A 12642-nucleotide genomic window follows, 5' to 3' on the forward strand; every position below is an offset into this window, starting at 1 on the left:
TGGTGCTGGTGCGTTGGTGGGTCAGGGTCGGGGCGGGTCCGGTCTTCGATGTCGGATGTTGGTCTCGATGCGCCACTCCTTGACGGGGATGTCGGCGGCGCGGGCTCGGTGGGTGCAGTCGGTGGCGCCGGGGGAGCTGTTGCGGATGAAGGCCAGGCAGAGGTCTGCGCCGAGGTCGACCATGCGCTGGTTGCGGTGGTGCCCGGCGAGGGGGCAGTAGGTGTAGCCGCCGCGGGCGGTGCGGCGGTGCGGCCTGGGCGGGCATGCGGGAGTGCACGTGGCCCAGTCGGCGGGGTGTTGCTCGGCCGTCAGCCCGGTCCAGGCGGTGGCGATGCGGTCGGCGATGGCGTCGGCGCCGCGCGGGCATGCGCCGTGGACGATGGTGACGTTCTCGGGTCCGTGCTGGCTGACGATGAACGCGATGGCGTCGCGGATGGCCTGCTCGTCGTCCCAGGTGCGGCTGCCGGTGATGAGGATGCGGTAGGTCATGCACTCCTCCGGATGCGTTGTTCGCGTTCACGTTGCTCGGCGACCGTGGCCTTGGCCGCGGCCTGGATCGCCGGGGAGGCACGGCGCTTGCCCGAGGCGATGTGTCGGGCGTCGGTCACCCAGCTGTCGGCCAGCGAGGCGTACGGCGTGCCGGGCGTATACCAGGGGTGTTCGCCGCAGTAGCAGCGGGCGGGCGCGCAGTACGCGCCCTGGCCGGGCTCGGGCTTGCCCGCGAGCGCGGCCGGGGTGTGCTCGGCGCAGCGGGGGCCTTGGGCGTACGGGCGCGCCGGAGTGGCGCCGCAGCGTGTGCCTGCGGCGCCAAACCAGTGCGTGCATGGACCGGTCATCGCCGGTCCGCCGCCATGCTCTTCTGTGTGAGCTCGTCCAGGCGTTGCGCCAGCGCGTCCGCCCGGGCCTTCTCCAGAAGCAGTCGTGCTTGCAAGGACCTTGGCTCACGCTGCTCACCGAGGGCGGTCGTGGTCTTCTCGTCGTTGGCCGTCAGCGCGCCTCGCTCGGCGAGCTCCTGCCGGGCCTGGTTGCGGGCGCGAGCGACCTCGACGAGCTCGCCGTCGAGCTTCGCGTTCTCGTCCTTCAGCACGTTGGCCTCGACGCGGGCCGCGTTCAACTGGCGGTGGAGGGCTTCGTTCTGGCCGGTGAGGTCCTCCAGTTCGAGGTCGAGCTCCGCAGCGTAGGCGCGGGCGTCGTCGCGTTCGGCGATGAGCGTCCGCTTGGTGCGAATCCAGTCGAGCAGCATCACGCCTCCGCCTCTGCAGCTATGACCACTCGCTCGTCCTGGCGGATCACGGTCTCCCAGCACTGGCCGCAGGCCGTCTGCCCGATCCGGCGGCGCGTCGTGTGCTCCCGCGCCTCACACAGCCGAGCTGCCTTCTTCGCCAGCGGGTGTGTCTGCGTCAGGTAGTCCGGCTCCCAGGACCACGACCGATCCTCACCGCCTGCCTGGCGGGCATGCTTGCGCTTGCGACGGATCCCGGCGATGGCGTCGCCGACGGCCAGCTCGCCCGACTTCACCCGCGCTCTGTCCGCCGGGGACAGCTCGAGGAGCGACAGGAAGTAGGACACGGTGGACTGCGCCAGTCCGGTCTTCTTGGCAATCTTCGTCGCGGAGTAGCCGTGGTCGTCGCGGAGCTTGCCGTACGCCTCCGCTTTCTCGATCGGGCCGAGATCCGACCGCTGCACGTTCTCCACGAGCATGAGCTCGATCGCGGTCGCCCGGTCGACGTCGGTACGGACGACGCACGGGACGTTGGCGATTCCCGCGGCGAGGGCGGCCGCGCGGCGGCGGTGCCCAGCGAGCAGCTGGTAGTGGCCAGGCCGGGTCGGGTGCGGCTGGACGGTCAGCGGCTGGAGGATGCCGTGCACGCGGATGGAGTCGGCGAGCTCGGTGACGTCGCCGACGTTGTCGCGGATGTTGCCGGGGTGATCGTGGATGCGGTCGAGGGGGAGATCGGTGGAGATTGGCCCGTCGATGGCGGCGGCCCCACGGATGGGGGCTGCGGGTGGATCACCGTCGATGGCGTCGGCGCCGGCGACTGGCCCTACGGAGTTGCTCGGCGAGGCTGGCTGCTGGGCGGGCTCTTGGAACTGGATGCTCCGAGGCGCGTCGGTCTCCTGCAGGAGCTGGCGTGCCCACTCCAGGAGCTCGACAGGCACTCCGTCGGGGAGCTGCACCTTGTACCCGGGGCGGCCGGGGTTGTAGACGCGGCCGTTCTTGTCGACCTGCCACCCGGGTTGTTTCGTGATGAGCTTGCGGACGGATCCGATGGGCCAGCCGGAGCGCGTTGCGACGGCTTGCATGGTGTGTCCGGCGACGAGGAGCGCGAGGACGCGGCTGGTCTGCTCGGGGATAGCTGTTGTGGCGGTGGTGGTCATGCCGCCTCCGATCGCGGCTCGGTCTGGTCGGTGGTTGCGGCCGCCTCGGCGGCGCGGACGGCGGCGGCGTAGCGCTCGACGGAGCGGAGGGTGACGCCGAGCTGGGCGGCGATCTCCCGTCGGCTCAGGCCCTGGCGGCGGAGCTCTGCGTACTCCCGGACTCGGTCGCGGGTCTCGATCCAGGTGTGGAGTAGGGGGAAGCGGGAGAGGGTGCCGGTCTTGCTGTGCCACCGGTGGCAGGGGTCGCAGAGCCCGCGGCCTTTATGGGAGGCGAGCAGACCACACGAGTCGCAGGTCACCTCGGTGGCTGACTTTGCGCTGCTCACGGGCCGGGGTTCCACGTATCCGGCAGGTATCACTCCCACTGAGCAATCGAGGCCGCTCAGGTACGCCTGGACCGTGGCCAGCCGCACGCCGTCGCCTGCTTGGATGCGGAGTTCGGTGTTCGACACGGCACGCCTGCTCCGCCACATGGCGCGGGCCAGGTCGTGCTGGGTCGCTCCTTGCCCCTGCCGGAAGGTGGCGATGTTGGGCATCAGGTCCACCAGGTCGCCGATGAGGGCCTTGTCGCCGATGACGACGAGCCGGTGCTGGAGGGTGCGGGCCCAGGTGTGGGCGTCTCGGAAGCTGGGGGACTTGGTGCCGCATTCCCAGGAGCTGATGCTGGTCTGGGTGACGCCGACCGTGTCGGCGATGGCCTGCTGGCTGAGGCGCAGCTGCAGGCGGATGGCGCGGAGTTGGATGCCGATGGGCTGGGTCACGGCGACGTCACCGCCTCAGGCCAGGTCACCGCGCCCAGGGCCTTGCGGTGCGCCTGGGGCATGACCACGAGCGGGTGGCCGAGATGGTCAGAGCCCATCGCGGCGAGCACAGCGGCGTCGCACATGTCGCTGTTGCCCTTGGTCACGAACATGGGCAGGCGCTTGGCGACCGCGTCCTTGACCTCGTCCTTGGGAGCGTTGCCGCGCCCGGTTGCGTACGTCTTCAGGGTGCTCTGCGGCACCTCGACAACCGGGATCCGGATCTGGTGGATCAGCGCGTCCACCACGAGGTAGTACAGGTGCGCCCGCTCGCCGGCGCCGCCGGCACCGGCCTTGCCGCGGGCAAGGACGAACTTCTCGACGAGCACCAGGTTGGCGGTGTCGATGTGGAGCAGGATCTTGTCAGCCAGTCCGCGCAGCGTCTCGGTGCGCTCGCGGAGCGGCAGCTTGGTGACGTCGCCCTGGCCTGCCTTCAGGCAGTGGCCCGTGTTGTAGGCGATGCCGGTGGAGGTGAGCGACAGGTCGAGGCCGATCACGCGGGGCTTCACTGTGGTTTCAGAGGTTTCCATCACGCCTCCCATGGGTGCGTCGAGGCCGGAGATGGGGCCGGGGCGGGCTGCTCCTGGCCCCACGTCAGGAGCAGCAGCCCGGCGAGGATCAGCAGCACGCCGACCGTGGCGAGGAACGACATCAGCCACCAGGCGGGCCGGTGCGCAGCGTCGAGGATCTGGCCGAGCAGGTTGCGCGGCTCGACGTCGGCGACCTCCTCGTGGAGGGCGCGTTGGAGCTGGGGCTCGTGGCTGGTGTGGGAGATGTCGTGCATCACGCACCTCCGCGGAGCACATCGTCGAGCTCGTGCTCGTTCCACCACTGCTCCCACAGGGACGGGTCACGGGCCATCTGGCCGGCGATGCTGAACCGGTGGACAGACAGGGCGATCCAGCGGCGGCGCTGGGCACGCAGGGCTCTGCGCTTGGGGTGCAGTGCGTGGCCGACAGCGGCGGCCGCCGCGGCGGCGACCACCGCCAGGGCGCACAGGACGTACGGGTTCACGGTGACGTCACCGCCTCCCGCCGGTCGTACCGCTCCAGCGCTGCCCGACCCTCGTCCACCAGGGCCATCAGCTCCACGTACGTGTGCGCCGACGCCATCCGCACGAGCAGCCCGCGGAACGCATCCCGGTCGTCCTCGGCGCGTGCCCGGGCGGCCGCGTGCCCGCACGTGGCCTCGTCGCATGCGCACTCGGTGCTGCTGGGCGCGGGCATGCCGTGCTCGGACTCCAGCACGCTGACCCCGGCCGCGACCGCGGTGAGCAGGTCTCGCGCCATGCTGGGGTTGTTGAGGATGAGTTCCTCGCCGGGGCCGAGCTCGATCGGCACGGAGGGGACGCCGTTGATGCGCTGGAGTTCGCCGGCGACGGGGCGGCCGATAGGAACGTAGGACGTACGGCGCCAACTGGTCATCGGGCAGCCTCCACAGGCTCAGCAGCGAACGGGATGATGGGCCACTCGCCGGAGATGTCCTCGTACGGCTCCTTGCGGCCCTTCTTGTACGCGCGGAACGACTTCGCCTGCTCGGCCTTCGCGGCCACCTGCACCTCGTGCAGCTCTTCCAGCGAGAGAGCACCGAGCGCGGCGAACCGCTCCGCGTCCTGCGGCTTGAGCCCCCAGATCTTCTGTAGCCAACCCACATCCCGCTGGGCGAGCTGACCCATCCGCCACGCCACCCGGGCGGCGGCCAGCGCGTCACCGCCCGCATCGTGGGCGTTGACGATGGAGACGGCGTACCGCTCGCACAGCGCGGTCAGGTTCCGCTTTCCGCGGCGGAAGGGGTCGACGTACTTATCGATCACCATCGGGTCGATCACTGGCGCGATCGGCGTGCCCTCGAGCCGGTCCGACAACGTCGGCACGGCGAGCCGCCGGCACCCGCGATCGAGGATCGTGAAGTCGAACGGGACGTTCATCCCCACCAGCAGCCAGCCCGCGTTGATGCCGTCGGCCAGGTGCTGGGCGACCTCGTCCAGCACGGTGGCGGGGTCCTGGCCTTCGGCCTCGCACCGCTCGCGGGTGATGCCGTGCACGTCAACGGCGCCTTGCGGGATGTCGATGCCGTTGTTGAGGATCCACGTCTTCTTGCTCAGCCCGTGCTTGCCCTTGGAGGGTTCGACCCAGGCGACGGCGGCCTGGACGATGACGTCGGTTTCGACGTCGACGCCGGTCGTCTCGGTGTCCCACGGGAGCAGGGGCGTGTTCGTCCAGGTCATTGAGGCAGCTCCGAGAGGTCAGCGACGAGCGCTTGGTAGAGGGGTGTCGTCTTCAGCCACGCCGTGGGGTCGGCATCGCGCGCCCGCTGGCTCTCGTCCAGCTCGCGCTCGAGGGCGTCCTGCGCCATCTCGCCGCGCGGCGCGAACACCGGCATCTCGGGACCGTCTACAAGATTGCCGTTCTCGTCTTCGATGACAGTGGGCGCTGTCGTGCCGTAGATGTACTGGATCTCGCCGAAGCCGAAACGCATCGCCAGAGTGGCCGCCTGGCGGAGGAGCCAGTTCGCGGCGTTGCGCCGCCAGGAGGCTTCCATCTCGGTGATCGGCAGCGGTGGCTTGCCGTTGGGGACCCAGGTCTCTCCCTGCGAGAGGTATTTGAACCAGGCGAGGGACACAGCTATGGGGTCGGTGGTGGTGGTCATCGGCCACCGCCCGAGCGGGTCTTGCCAATGCGGACGATCAGGTCCCCAATGGCCTCGGTCTCGCCGGTCTCGTTCTCGACCAGCTCGCCGAGGCGGTTCCTCGACTTGAGCTCGTAATGCATCTGGAGCAGCCGAGCCTTGCTCGTGCCAGCGATAAGAGCCTCGTCGCGGTAGTCGGTCGCCTTGCGGAGCGGGGCCTCACCGCGCTCGATGTTGTGCGCGTCGGGGTCGGTGTCGCGCGTCGGGACCATGCCGCCGTGGAAAAGCAAGGTCCTCAGCGCAACGGCCTGGGCCTTGGCTGTGCCCTTGTCGCCGTTGTCGAGGCTCTCACCAGCGGCAGCGGCGGGCATCCAATCGCCCATCGGGCCCCAGATGCGGTATTTGACCTTGACCGTGCACTCGCGGGTGGCCTTGCCCGTCGAGGTCGTGGCGGGCGCGTAGTTCGTCTCGATCTCGGTCGGCATGATGATCACGCCGTGGCGGCGGACGACGGGCGCGTACGCCTCCATCGCGCGGTCAACGCCCCGGTAGTCGAACTTCGGGCCCTCCTTGACCTTGTCGAGCTTGCCCACCGCGCGGATGTCCCGCATGACGCGCATGAACGCGACGTGCACCGGAACCTGGTCGGGCTCGCGATCGCCGGTCGCGGCCTCGTAGGCGAGGACCTCGGGCGACGGCCCCTCGGCGTCGGGGATGCCCCAGCCGTCCCCGGTGGGAGTCGAGCTGGGCGTCTCGGCGGGCGCGGCCTCGCTGGTCTGGGCGGCCTTGGCGGCGGCCTTGGCGAGCGTCGAGGACATTAGGCGATCTCTTTCTTACGGAAGGCGGAAGCGACATTGATGGAGCGGACGGTGGTCTCGGTGACACACGCCTCGTACGCGTCGGGCCAGCGCTCGGCCAGCAGGGAGAGGTCCACACTGGGGCGGCCACGGTGGGCGGCGTAGGAATAGGCGGGCTCGTCGCCGAACAGGGCGCGCTCGCCGCCGCCGAGCAGCTTCACGGCGTCGGCCTTGGCCTCGTCCTTGCCCCGCTTGGCGGCCTTCTCCTCGAGGCGGTGCGTCTCGTACCGGTCGAGCACCTCGACGACCTCAGGGCCAACGGCGACCGTGCCCTCGCGGTCGGGGTGCAGGTCGTTGTACAGCTCGACCAGCCGCTCGGGATCACCGGACGGGAACGGCGGTCGGCGGGTCATGATGCGCTCGTGCATGTCGGCGGCGGCCGTCACGATGTTCTCGATGATGACCTCGTGGCCCACGCGTCGGATCACGTACTGCCGGTACTCCTGGCCGCCGATGAGCACGCCGACGTGGAGGTGATCGAATCCAGTGACCTCGATCTGCCAAAGGACCTGCGCGAGCACGTCGTCAGGGATGGCGCGGACCCATTTGCCCGCGACGAACGCGTTCCTGGTCTTGATCTCCAGGGCGCACGCCTCGCGCTGCTCACGGTTGAGCGGGCACTCCAGGACACGCCGGTCCAGGGTGCAAGTCATCCAAGGTCGGTGGATGTTCGACACCAGGCCGACCCTGCGCACCACGGAGCGGTTGCGCCTGGCCCACTCGCGGGCCACGGTCTCCTCCAGGAGGTTGCCCCACAGGGCGGGCTCGCCGGCGTCGTCGTCCTGCGGCAGGTCTCCGACCTTGTCGTAGTAGACGTTCAGCGGAACCCCGTAGCCGACTTGGAGGATGTTCGCGATGTCCGAAGATCCGATGCGCCCGTCAGCGCGGCGAGCTGCCAGCCATTCGGCTCGGCTGGCGTCGGCGGGCAAGATGAGTCGGGCTGATGGGGTGACGCGGCGCCCGGTGGTGGGCGCCGCGGTGGTGAGGTCAGTCACGGTCGGCCGCCTGGCCGGGCTCGGCGATCTCCGTAACGTGGACCAGGTGCCCGATCCCGTGATCGTCCTTGCCGTAGATCACGTCGTTGTCGAGCGGCAGCGCGTCGGTGGCTGACCGCAGCGCGTACATGAAGGCGGCGGGGGCCTGCGAGACCTGCCAGGACTCGCCGGAGACGCGGTCCCACCAGTCCTCGACTCGTAGGGTGCTGCCGTCCTTGAGGGTGCTGCTCTGGCCGGCGAGGGCGTGCGGGGTGGTGTGGATGGTCACATGTCGTCCTGTTCGTCGAGGTAGGTGCGCTCGTCGGCGTGGGACAGGCGGGGCCCGCCCCGCCAGGTCGGCCGGGGCCGGGCCGCACTGGCGGAGCGGGAGTAGGGGTGCGTCGTCGGCCGCATCGTGGCGAGCCACTCCTGGGCCTCGGCCTGCGTGGCGATCCGGTTGGCGAGCGCCAGCACGCTGGACCGGAAGACCCGTGTGCGTTTGCCGAAACGGATCTGCCGGACGGGGTGCTCGGCAAGCAGCTGCTCGGCCATGCTCTGGGGGATGGTCAGGCGGCTGGCCAGGAGGTCCGCCGCCCGATTGATCGGCAGGAGGTTCACGAGCACCCCTTCCAGCAGCTAGTGTTCGTGGCCGGGTTGAGGTGGCCCTTGCGACAGAGCCAGGTGGACGGGGTGCCGGGCGGCAGCCACGGCAGGGACGGCTTCTTGCCGGACGCCCGCGGCGGGGTGGACTTCTTGGCCATCACGCACCCCCGTTCGCGGCGACCGCGTCGCGGAAGTCCGTCAGGTCGGACAGGGGGAAACTCGGGTGGAGCCCGAGGTGGAGGGCACCGCCGACCGCGAGGTAGTCGTGCGCGAGGCACTCCTCGCCTGCGTCACCGGCGGGGCACTGGTGCATCTCTTCCTCGGTGCGGCCCGGGTCGGCGCACCAGCACGCCCGGGCGGTCATCGCTCACCGCCCCGGGGCAGGATGCGGACCACCTGATACGGGCCCACCGCGATGTCCCACGTGCCGCTGTATGCGGTCCGCGCGCCCTTATCCAGCGGGAGCCCGCCCTCGTACGGCTCGAACCGGTCGATCCGGTGGGTCTCGAAGTCCTTGTGCAGGTGCACGAGCACGTCGCCCTCGGCCAGGTCCTTGCCGTAGATCGGCACGCCCCAGTCGGGGTCGCCGATCGGCGGCAGCGGTGGCACCTCGGCGGCCGTGGCCTGCTTGCGCGGGCGGCCGCGGCGGGCCGGGGGCTCCTGGGCGTGTTGGAACTGGCCGCCGTACCAGGCGGCTTGTGCGGCGGAGTCGAAGCCGCCGTCGGGCGTGTGCCGGCTCAACGGCCACCGTCCACGAACTCAGCGACCTCGGCCCACCGCTCCGACACAGCCGTCAGCAGCGCGCGTTCGCGCTCCATGACGGCCGTGTCCCGCTCCCACTGCGCCTCATCGCGCCAGGCCTCGATCTCTTCCTCGATGAGGCGGGCCAGCGTGGCCGGGTCGAGCGCGTCCAGCTCCCAGCTCGACCGGCCGTGCTGGGCGATGTAGCCGGACGCTCGGGAGTCGGTCAGCTTGGCCGGGTTGGGCGGCGGCTGGTGCTCCTCGACCTGGTCCATGTTCAGCGCGATCCGCACGACGTTGGTGCTGGCCCCGAACAGCTCCAGGCGGTCGTCGATGTCTCGGGTCATGTCCACGCCGGACGGGTCGTGGTCGCCCAGGTGGACGATGACCGTGTCCTGGCCGGCCTTCTCGTATCGGAGAAGGCGCTGGGCAGCGCCCCACATCTCGGACTGTGAGGTGTAGCCCCGGCAGGAGAAGTAGTCGACGTCGTACCTCTGGCAGACTCCAGCGATCACGCCGACGAGGGCGTCCTTCTCGATCCAGACCTCGACGCGGGTGTGCTGGTTGGCCCACCGCTCGGTGCGGTACGAGTAGGCGCTGCCCTGGATGATCTCGTCGGGGCTGTCCCAATGCGACAGGCCACGCAAGTTGCGGGTGCGGTCGACGATGTAGTTCCAGTCGAGCAGCCCGGCCAGACGGGCGTCGTTGATGATGGCGCCGAGCCGGTCGTACTCGGTCTGCTTGTTGGCGATCCAGTCGCGGGCGACGAACTGGTAGTAGAGCTGCCTCAACGTCAAGTCGAAGCCCTGGCGGGCGTATTCAGCGCAGATAGCGTTGGCGCGCTCGATGATGTCGAGGCTGGACCGCCTGAAGGCCTTGGGGACGTATTCGATGCGGGGCATCAGGCACCTCCCCGCCGGATACAGCCGCCGTCGATGAGGTCCAGCTCCATCCCGACCTCGACCCAGTCGGCGCGGATACCGCCGCGGCCGCGGGCGTCCTGGAAGCGGACCGCGACGCGGCCGCCGTGCGCGTGCACGGCCTGGATGCGGACGGGCGAGCCACCGTTCCACTGCGGCGCGCTGACGACCATGCGTGCGGTGAGATCGACGGCCACCATCAGCCCTCACCGCCCGGCACCTGCACCGGAGCATCAACCGGTTGGACGAACCCGAACGCCCGGTCACCGACCTCCAGCCATGTCGTCACGTCCGCCCGGACCTGGCTGTTGAGCTTCCGCGTCCAGTCGAAGGACTGATCCGCCGTCGCCAGCCGGTCGCCGGCCTCCGCCTGCTCCGCCATGTCGGCCGCCGCGCGCATCTCGGCTGCCACCTCGTCCCGGTTCCGGGGGGACGCCCAGAGGTTCAGCCACTCGGCACCGCCGGTGGCCTGCAGGTGGCTGGCCAGCATCTCCAGAGCCGCCTGCGCGATGTCGTACTGCGAGGCTGACTGCCACAGGGCGCGGTGCACGTCCGTGCGGACGACCCGCGCGTACGGCAACCCGGCCACCCGGTCGGCGGCCTCGCGGAGGACGGGCGCGGTGGTGGCGCTGGTGATCGTCGTGGCCATCACTCACCGCCCACGATCGCCTGAAGCTTGGCCGTGCCGTCGTCCGTGAGCTGCGCCATATTGAACGCGGCCACGTACTCCGGGAAGCCGAGTGCTAGCCGGCCGCGGCCGACGACATCGGCCTGCGCGATGGCCAGCATGAGCGTGGCCTTGAACCCCGACGGCGGCCAGCCGCCCCGGCCGAAGTGAAACAGGACGTGCGCGGCGACCTCCAGCGGGATCTCGACCTCCTCCTTGGGAGAGGTCGGCCGGGCGGCCTCGCCGTACAGGGCGCGGCCGATCCGGTAGTCCTGGGCGTGCTCGACCACGTACGCCTCCACGGCGGCCCCGTGTGCGAGCCCCTTGCAGCGCAACTCCTTGTCGAGGTTGTCCAGCGAGCCGCGGAGCTGGCGGAGCTTGTCGGCGGCGTAGACCCAGTTGCCACCCTCGATCGCGCCGAGCAGGCGGGACATGTAGTCGATGGAGGAGACCGTCTCCTGGGCGATGCGGGTTTCGCGGATGGTGGCCATCAGGCTCTCACCCCGCGCAGCAGTTCGATCGCGAGCGCGGCGGCGGGCTCCCGGTACTCCGCGCCGACCTGGGCGGCCACCGTGCGGGCCCGCTTACGCATCTCGGGCAGCGGCACGAATCCCTCGGTGCCATGGAGGTACGTGGGCTGGCCGGTGCGGTGCTCAGCGATGCACAGGCGCGGCGGCGCGGTCAGGTCGTCGCCCGCGGAGATGGGCTCGATGGTCACGTAGTGCTGCTCGCGCCGGGTCAGCAGCCGGACGGAGGCCAGCACGCGGCCCACGGCGGACACGGCCGTCAGGTCGTCGCCGGGGAATAGGTCGGCGTAGCCTGCCTTGACGGCGACGATGACGAACGGCATGCCCATGACGTTGTGGGTGACCAGGTCGCCGCGCTCGAACGCGGGGGCCGGGGTGGGGAGGTGGCGGAGGTTCGTCATCACGCACCGCCCGAAGACTGGTCGGCGTTCCGGCGGCCGTGCTCCGGGATCTCGATGCCCAGCCGCCACTGCTCCGTGACGACCTCGATCCGCTCGAGCTCGATCATCTGCTTGGCGTTCGCGTACGCCTGCAGGTACATGGGCCCGAAGTAGAGGCGAACGCCCGCGCTGCTCCCGTCCGAGAACGCCTCCGCCAGCGCGCCGGCGTCGATCGCCCTCAGCATCCACGCTGAGACGGCCGCCCGGGGGTCGGGGTGGGTGGATAGGGGAACGAGAACACCAAATATGTTCACGGTGGCGTAGCCGGGCAGGTCGGGGTTGCTCCGGAGGAAGTGGGCGATGTCGCTGAGCCCTTCGGCGCGGGCCTGGATGTCGGCGATTGCCCGTTCAGCGCGGCGCTGGTTCTGCTCGGTGTTGGGCTGGTCTGCGATGATGGTCATCGACTTGCGGTCCCTTCTCTGTCTGCTTGATCTGCGTAGGGATTTGCGGGTCAGGCGAGGTCCGGCCCGGCATGGCTGGGCCTCGTCGTTTGTCAGCGAGTAACCGGGATCTCGGCACGGCGGTGCTGGCGGGCTGCGCGAACCTTCGCCCGGGCGGCCGACCGCTCGGCGCGCCGCTGGGCAGGCACCTCCCACTGGTGCGCGAGCTTGTGCATGGCGCGGCGGCGCTGACGCGGGGTGAGCGGGGGGCGGCCGGCGCCGTTCCAGATGCGGCCGGTCTGGGCGAGGTAGCGCGTCACGCGCTGCTCGTAGGTGAGCATGTGGATCTCCTCGTTCATGAGGCCCTCTTGCCGTACCGGCCTCCGGGGTCGGGGCGCAGCAGCTCGACGCTCGTGCGGTGGTCTGACACCGATGTCGAGGTGCTGTGGCTACGGGACGGCCGCGATCCCGTCTTCTTGGCAGCGGGGCGGGTGGAGACCTCTACGACCTGGGCGAGCTGGTCGTCGGTCCACCAGTACTTGCGGCCGATGAGCGCCACGTCGACCTTGCGGGCGGCGGCGAGGCGGCGGAGCGTGGAGGGCTTGAACTGCGGCCCCAGACGGGCAGCGGCCTCCTCGGTGGTGTAAAGCGTGGGGGCAATCAATTCGGCCTCGGGGTCCTGCAAGAAATGCACGACGTGCGGATGGGGTCGTTCTGCTTGCCGCA

The 12642-nt window shown here is 70.2% G+C and carries 26 protein-coding genes; all 26 read right to left on the bottom strand.

Features of this window, described 5'->3' with window-relative positions; genetic code table 11:
- Positions 1-21: 21 nt before the first annotated feature.
- The gene (locus ACTWQA_RS21925; protein WP_443161019.1) at positions 22-489 is read right to left on the bottom strand and encodes a DUF2493 domain-containing protein; all 468 of its coding nucleotides are present in this window, start codon (positions 487-489) and stop codon (positions 22-24) included.
- Entirely contained in the window at positions 486-836 is a 351-nt protein-coding gene (locus ACTWQA_RS21930) for a hypothetical protein (protein WP_443161020.1), read from the bottom strand. Before ACTWQA_RS21930 ends, ACTWQA_RS21925 begins: the two co-directional genes overlap by 4 nt.
- Positions 833-1243 carry a hypothetical protein gene (locus ACTWQA_RS21935; protein WP_443161021.1) on the bottom strand — a complete coding sequence of 137 codons (411 nt, stop codon included), beginning with the start codon at positions 1241-1243 and terminating at the stop codon, positions 833-835. Before ACTWQA_RS21935 ends, ACTWQA_RS21930 begins: the two co-directional genes overlap by 4 nt.
- The gene (locus ACTWQA_RS21940) at positions 1243-2379 is read right to left on the bottom strand and encodes a ParB/RepB/Spo0J family partition protein (protein WP_443161022.1); all 1137 of its coding nucleotides are present in this window, start codon (positions 2377-2379) and stop codon (positions 1243-1245) included. The genes ACTWQA_RS21935 and ACTWQA_RS21940 overlap by 1 nt, the downstream gene beginning before the upstream one ends.
- The gene (locus tag ACTWQA_RS21945; protein WP_443161023.1) at positions 2376-3140 is read right to left on the bottom strand and encodes a helix-turn-helix domain-containing protein; all 765 of its coding nucleotides are present in this window, start codon (positions 3138-3140) and stop codon (positions 2376-2378) included. Before ACTWQA_RS21945 ends, ACTWQA_RS21940 begins: the two co-directional genes overlap by 4 nt.
- A complete protein-coding gene (locus ACTWQA_RS21950; RefSeq protein ID WP_443161024.1) occupies positions 3137-3709 on the bottom strand; it encodes a hypothetical protein in 573 nt (190 codons plus the stop codon). The genes ACTWQA_RS21945 and ACTWQA_RS21950 overlap by 4 nt, the downstream gene beginning before the upstream one ends.
- A complete protein-coding gene (locus tag ACTWQA_RS21955; RefSeq protein ID WP_443161025.1) occupies positions 3709-3963 on the bottom strand; it encodes a hypothetical protein in 255 nt (84 codons plus the stop codon). Before ACTWQA_RS21955 ends, ACTWQA_RS21950 begins: the two co-directional genes overlap by 1 nt.
- A complete protein-coding gene (locus ACTWQA_RS21960; protein WP_443161026.1) occupies positions 3963-4193 on the bottom strand; it encodes a hypothetical protein in 231 nt (76 codons plus the stop codon). Before ACTWQA_RS21960 ends, ACTWQA_RS21955 begins: the two co-directional genes overlap by 1 nt.
- A complete protein-coding gene (locus ACTWQA_RS21965) occupies positions 4190-4603 on the bottom strand; it encodes a hypothetical protein (RefSeq protein WP_443161027.1) in 414 nt (137 codons plus the stop codon). Before ACTWQA_RS21965 ends, ACTWQA_RS21960 begins: the two co-directional genes overlap by 4 nt.
- On the bottom strand, positions 4600-5406 hold the full coding sequence (locus tag ACTWQA_RS21970) for an exonuclease domain-containing protein (protein ID WP_443161028.1): 807 nt from the start codon (positions 5404-5406) through the stop codon (positions 4600-4602). The genes ACTWQA_RS21965 and ACTWQA_RS21970 overlap by 4 nt, the downstream gene beginning before the upstream one ends.
- Positions 5403-5828, bottom strand: coding sequence for a hypothetical protein (locus ACTWQA_RS21975; protein ID WP_443161029.1), 426 nt, complete (start codon positions 5826-5828; stop codon positions 5403-5405). Before ACTWQA_RS21975 ends, ACTWQA_RS21970 begins: the two co-directional genes overlap by 4 nt.
- The gene (locus tag ACTWQA_RS21980) at positions 5825-6625 is read right to left on the bottom strand and encodes an ERF family protein (protein WP_443161030.1); all 801 of its coding nucleotides are present in this window, start codon (positions 6623-6625) and stop codon (positions 5825-5827) included. Before ACTWQA_RS21980 ends, ACTWQA_RS21975 begins: the two co-directional genes overlap by 4 nt.
- Entirely contained in the window at positions 6625-7659 is a 1035-nt protein-coding gene (locus ACTWQA_RS21985) for a YqaJ viral recombinase family nuclease (RefSeq protein ID WP_443161031.1), read from the bottom strand. The genes ACTWQA_RS21980 and ACTWQA_RS21985 overlap by 1 nt, the downstream gene beginning before the upstream one ends.
- Positions 7652-7927, bottom strand: a complete 276-nt coding sequence (locus ACTWQA_RS21990) for a hypothetical protein (protein ID WP_443161032.1) — start codon at positions 7925-7927, stop codon at positions 7652-7654. Before ACTWQA_RS21990 ends, ACTWQA_RS21985 begins: the two co-directional genes overlap by 8 nt.
- A complete protein-coding gene (locus tag ACTWQA_RS21995) occupies positions 7924-8256 on the bottom strand; it encodes a hypothetical protein (protein WP_443161033.1) in 333 nt (110 codons plus the stop codon). The genes ACTWQA_RS21990 and ACTWQA_RS21995 overlap by 4 nt, the downstream gene beginning before the upstream one ends.
- Positions 8253-8399 (bottom strand): hypothetical protein, encoded by a 147-nt coding sequence (locus tag ACTWQA_RS22000; RefSeq protein WP_443161034.1) that lies wholly within the window; start codon positions 8397-8399, stop codon positions 8253-8255. The genes ACTWQA_RS21995 and ACTWQA_RS22000 overlap by 4 nt, the downstream gene beginning before the upstream one ends.
- Positions 8399-8605, bottom strand: coding sequence for a hypothetical protein (locus ACTWQA_RS22005; protein ID WP_443161035.1), 207 nt, complete (start codon positions 8603-8605; stop codon positions 8399-8401). Before ACTWQA_RS22005 ends, ACTWQA_RS22000 begins: the two co-directional genes overlap by 1 nt.
- Positions 8602-8982 (bottom strand): hypothetical protein, encoded by a 381-nt coding sequence (locus tag ACTWQA_RS22010; protein ID WP_443161036.1) that lies wholly within the window; start codon positions 8980-8982, stop codon positions 8602-8604. The genes ACTWQA_RS22005 and ACTWQA_RS22010 overlap by 4 nt, the downstream gene beginning before the upstream one ends.
- Entirely contained in the window at positions 8979-9884 is a 906-nt protein-coding gene (locus tag ACTWQA_RS22015; protein ID WP_443161037.1) for a hypothetical protein, read from the bottom strand. Before ACTWQA_RS22015 ends, ACTWQA_RS22010 begins: the two co-directional genes overlap by 4 nt.
- The gene (locus ACTWQA_RS22020) at positions 9884-10102 is read right to left on the bottom strand and encodes a hypothetical protein (RefSeq protein WP_443161038.1); all 219 of its coding nucleotides are present in this window, start codon (positions 10100-10102) and stop codon (positions 9884-9886) included. Before ACTWQA_RS22020 ends, ACTWQA_RS22015 begins: the two co-directional genes overlap by 1 nt.
- Positions 10102-10551 carry a hypothetical protein gene (locus ACTWQA_RS22025; RefSeq protein ID WP_443161039.1) on the bottom strand — a complete coding sequence of 150 codons (450 nt, stop codon included), beginning with the start codon at positions 10549-10551 and terminating at the stop codon, positions 10102-10104. The genes ACTWQA_RS22020 and ACTWQA_RS22025 overlap by 1 nt, the downstream gene beginning before the upstream one ends.
- Positions 10551-11060: a hypothetical protein gene (locus tag ACTWQA_RS22030; protein ID WP_443161040.1), complete on the bottom strand. Its 510-nt coding sequence runs from the start codon at positions 11058-11060 to the stop codon at positions 10551-10553. Before ACTWQA_RS22030 ends, ACTWQA_RS22025 begins: the two co-directional genes overlap by 1 nt.
- Positions 11060-11497, bottom strand: a complete 438-nt coding sequence (locus tag ACTWQA_RS22035) for a hypothetical protein (protein WP_443161041.1) — start codon at positions 11495-11497, stop codon at positions 11060-11062. The genes ACTWQA_RS22030 and ACTWQA_RS22035 overlap by 1 nt, the downstream gene beginning before the upstream one ends.
- Positions 11497-11937, bottom strand: coding sequence for a hypothetical protein (locus ACTWQA_RS22040; protein WP_443161042.1), 441 nt, complete (start codon positions 11935-11937; stop codon positions 11497-11499). Before ACTWQA_RS22040 ends, ACTWQA_RS22035 begins: the two co-directional genes overlap by 1 nt.
- Positions 11938-12029: 92 nt before the next feature.
- Positions 12030-12275 carry a hypothetical protein gene (locus ACTWQA_RS22045; protein ID WP_443161043.1) on the bottom strand — a complete coding sequence of 82 codons (246 nt, stop codon included), beginning with the start codon at positions 12273-12275 and terminating at the stop codon, positions 12030-12032.
- Positions 12272-12610, bottom strand: coding sequence for a hypothetical protein (locus ACTWQA_RS22050; protein WP_443161044.1), 339 nt, complete (start codon positions 12608-12610; stop codon positions 12272-12274). Before ACTWQA_RS22050 ends, ACTWQA_RS22045 begins: the two co-directional genes overlap by 4 nt.
- Positions 12611-12642: the final 32 nt, after the last annotated feature.

Source organism: Nonomuraea sp. 10N515B (genome assembly GCF_052245915.1).
Taxonomy (GTDB): domain Bacteria; phylum Actinomycetota; class Actinomycetes; order Streptosporangiales; family Streptosporangiaceae; genus Nonomuraea.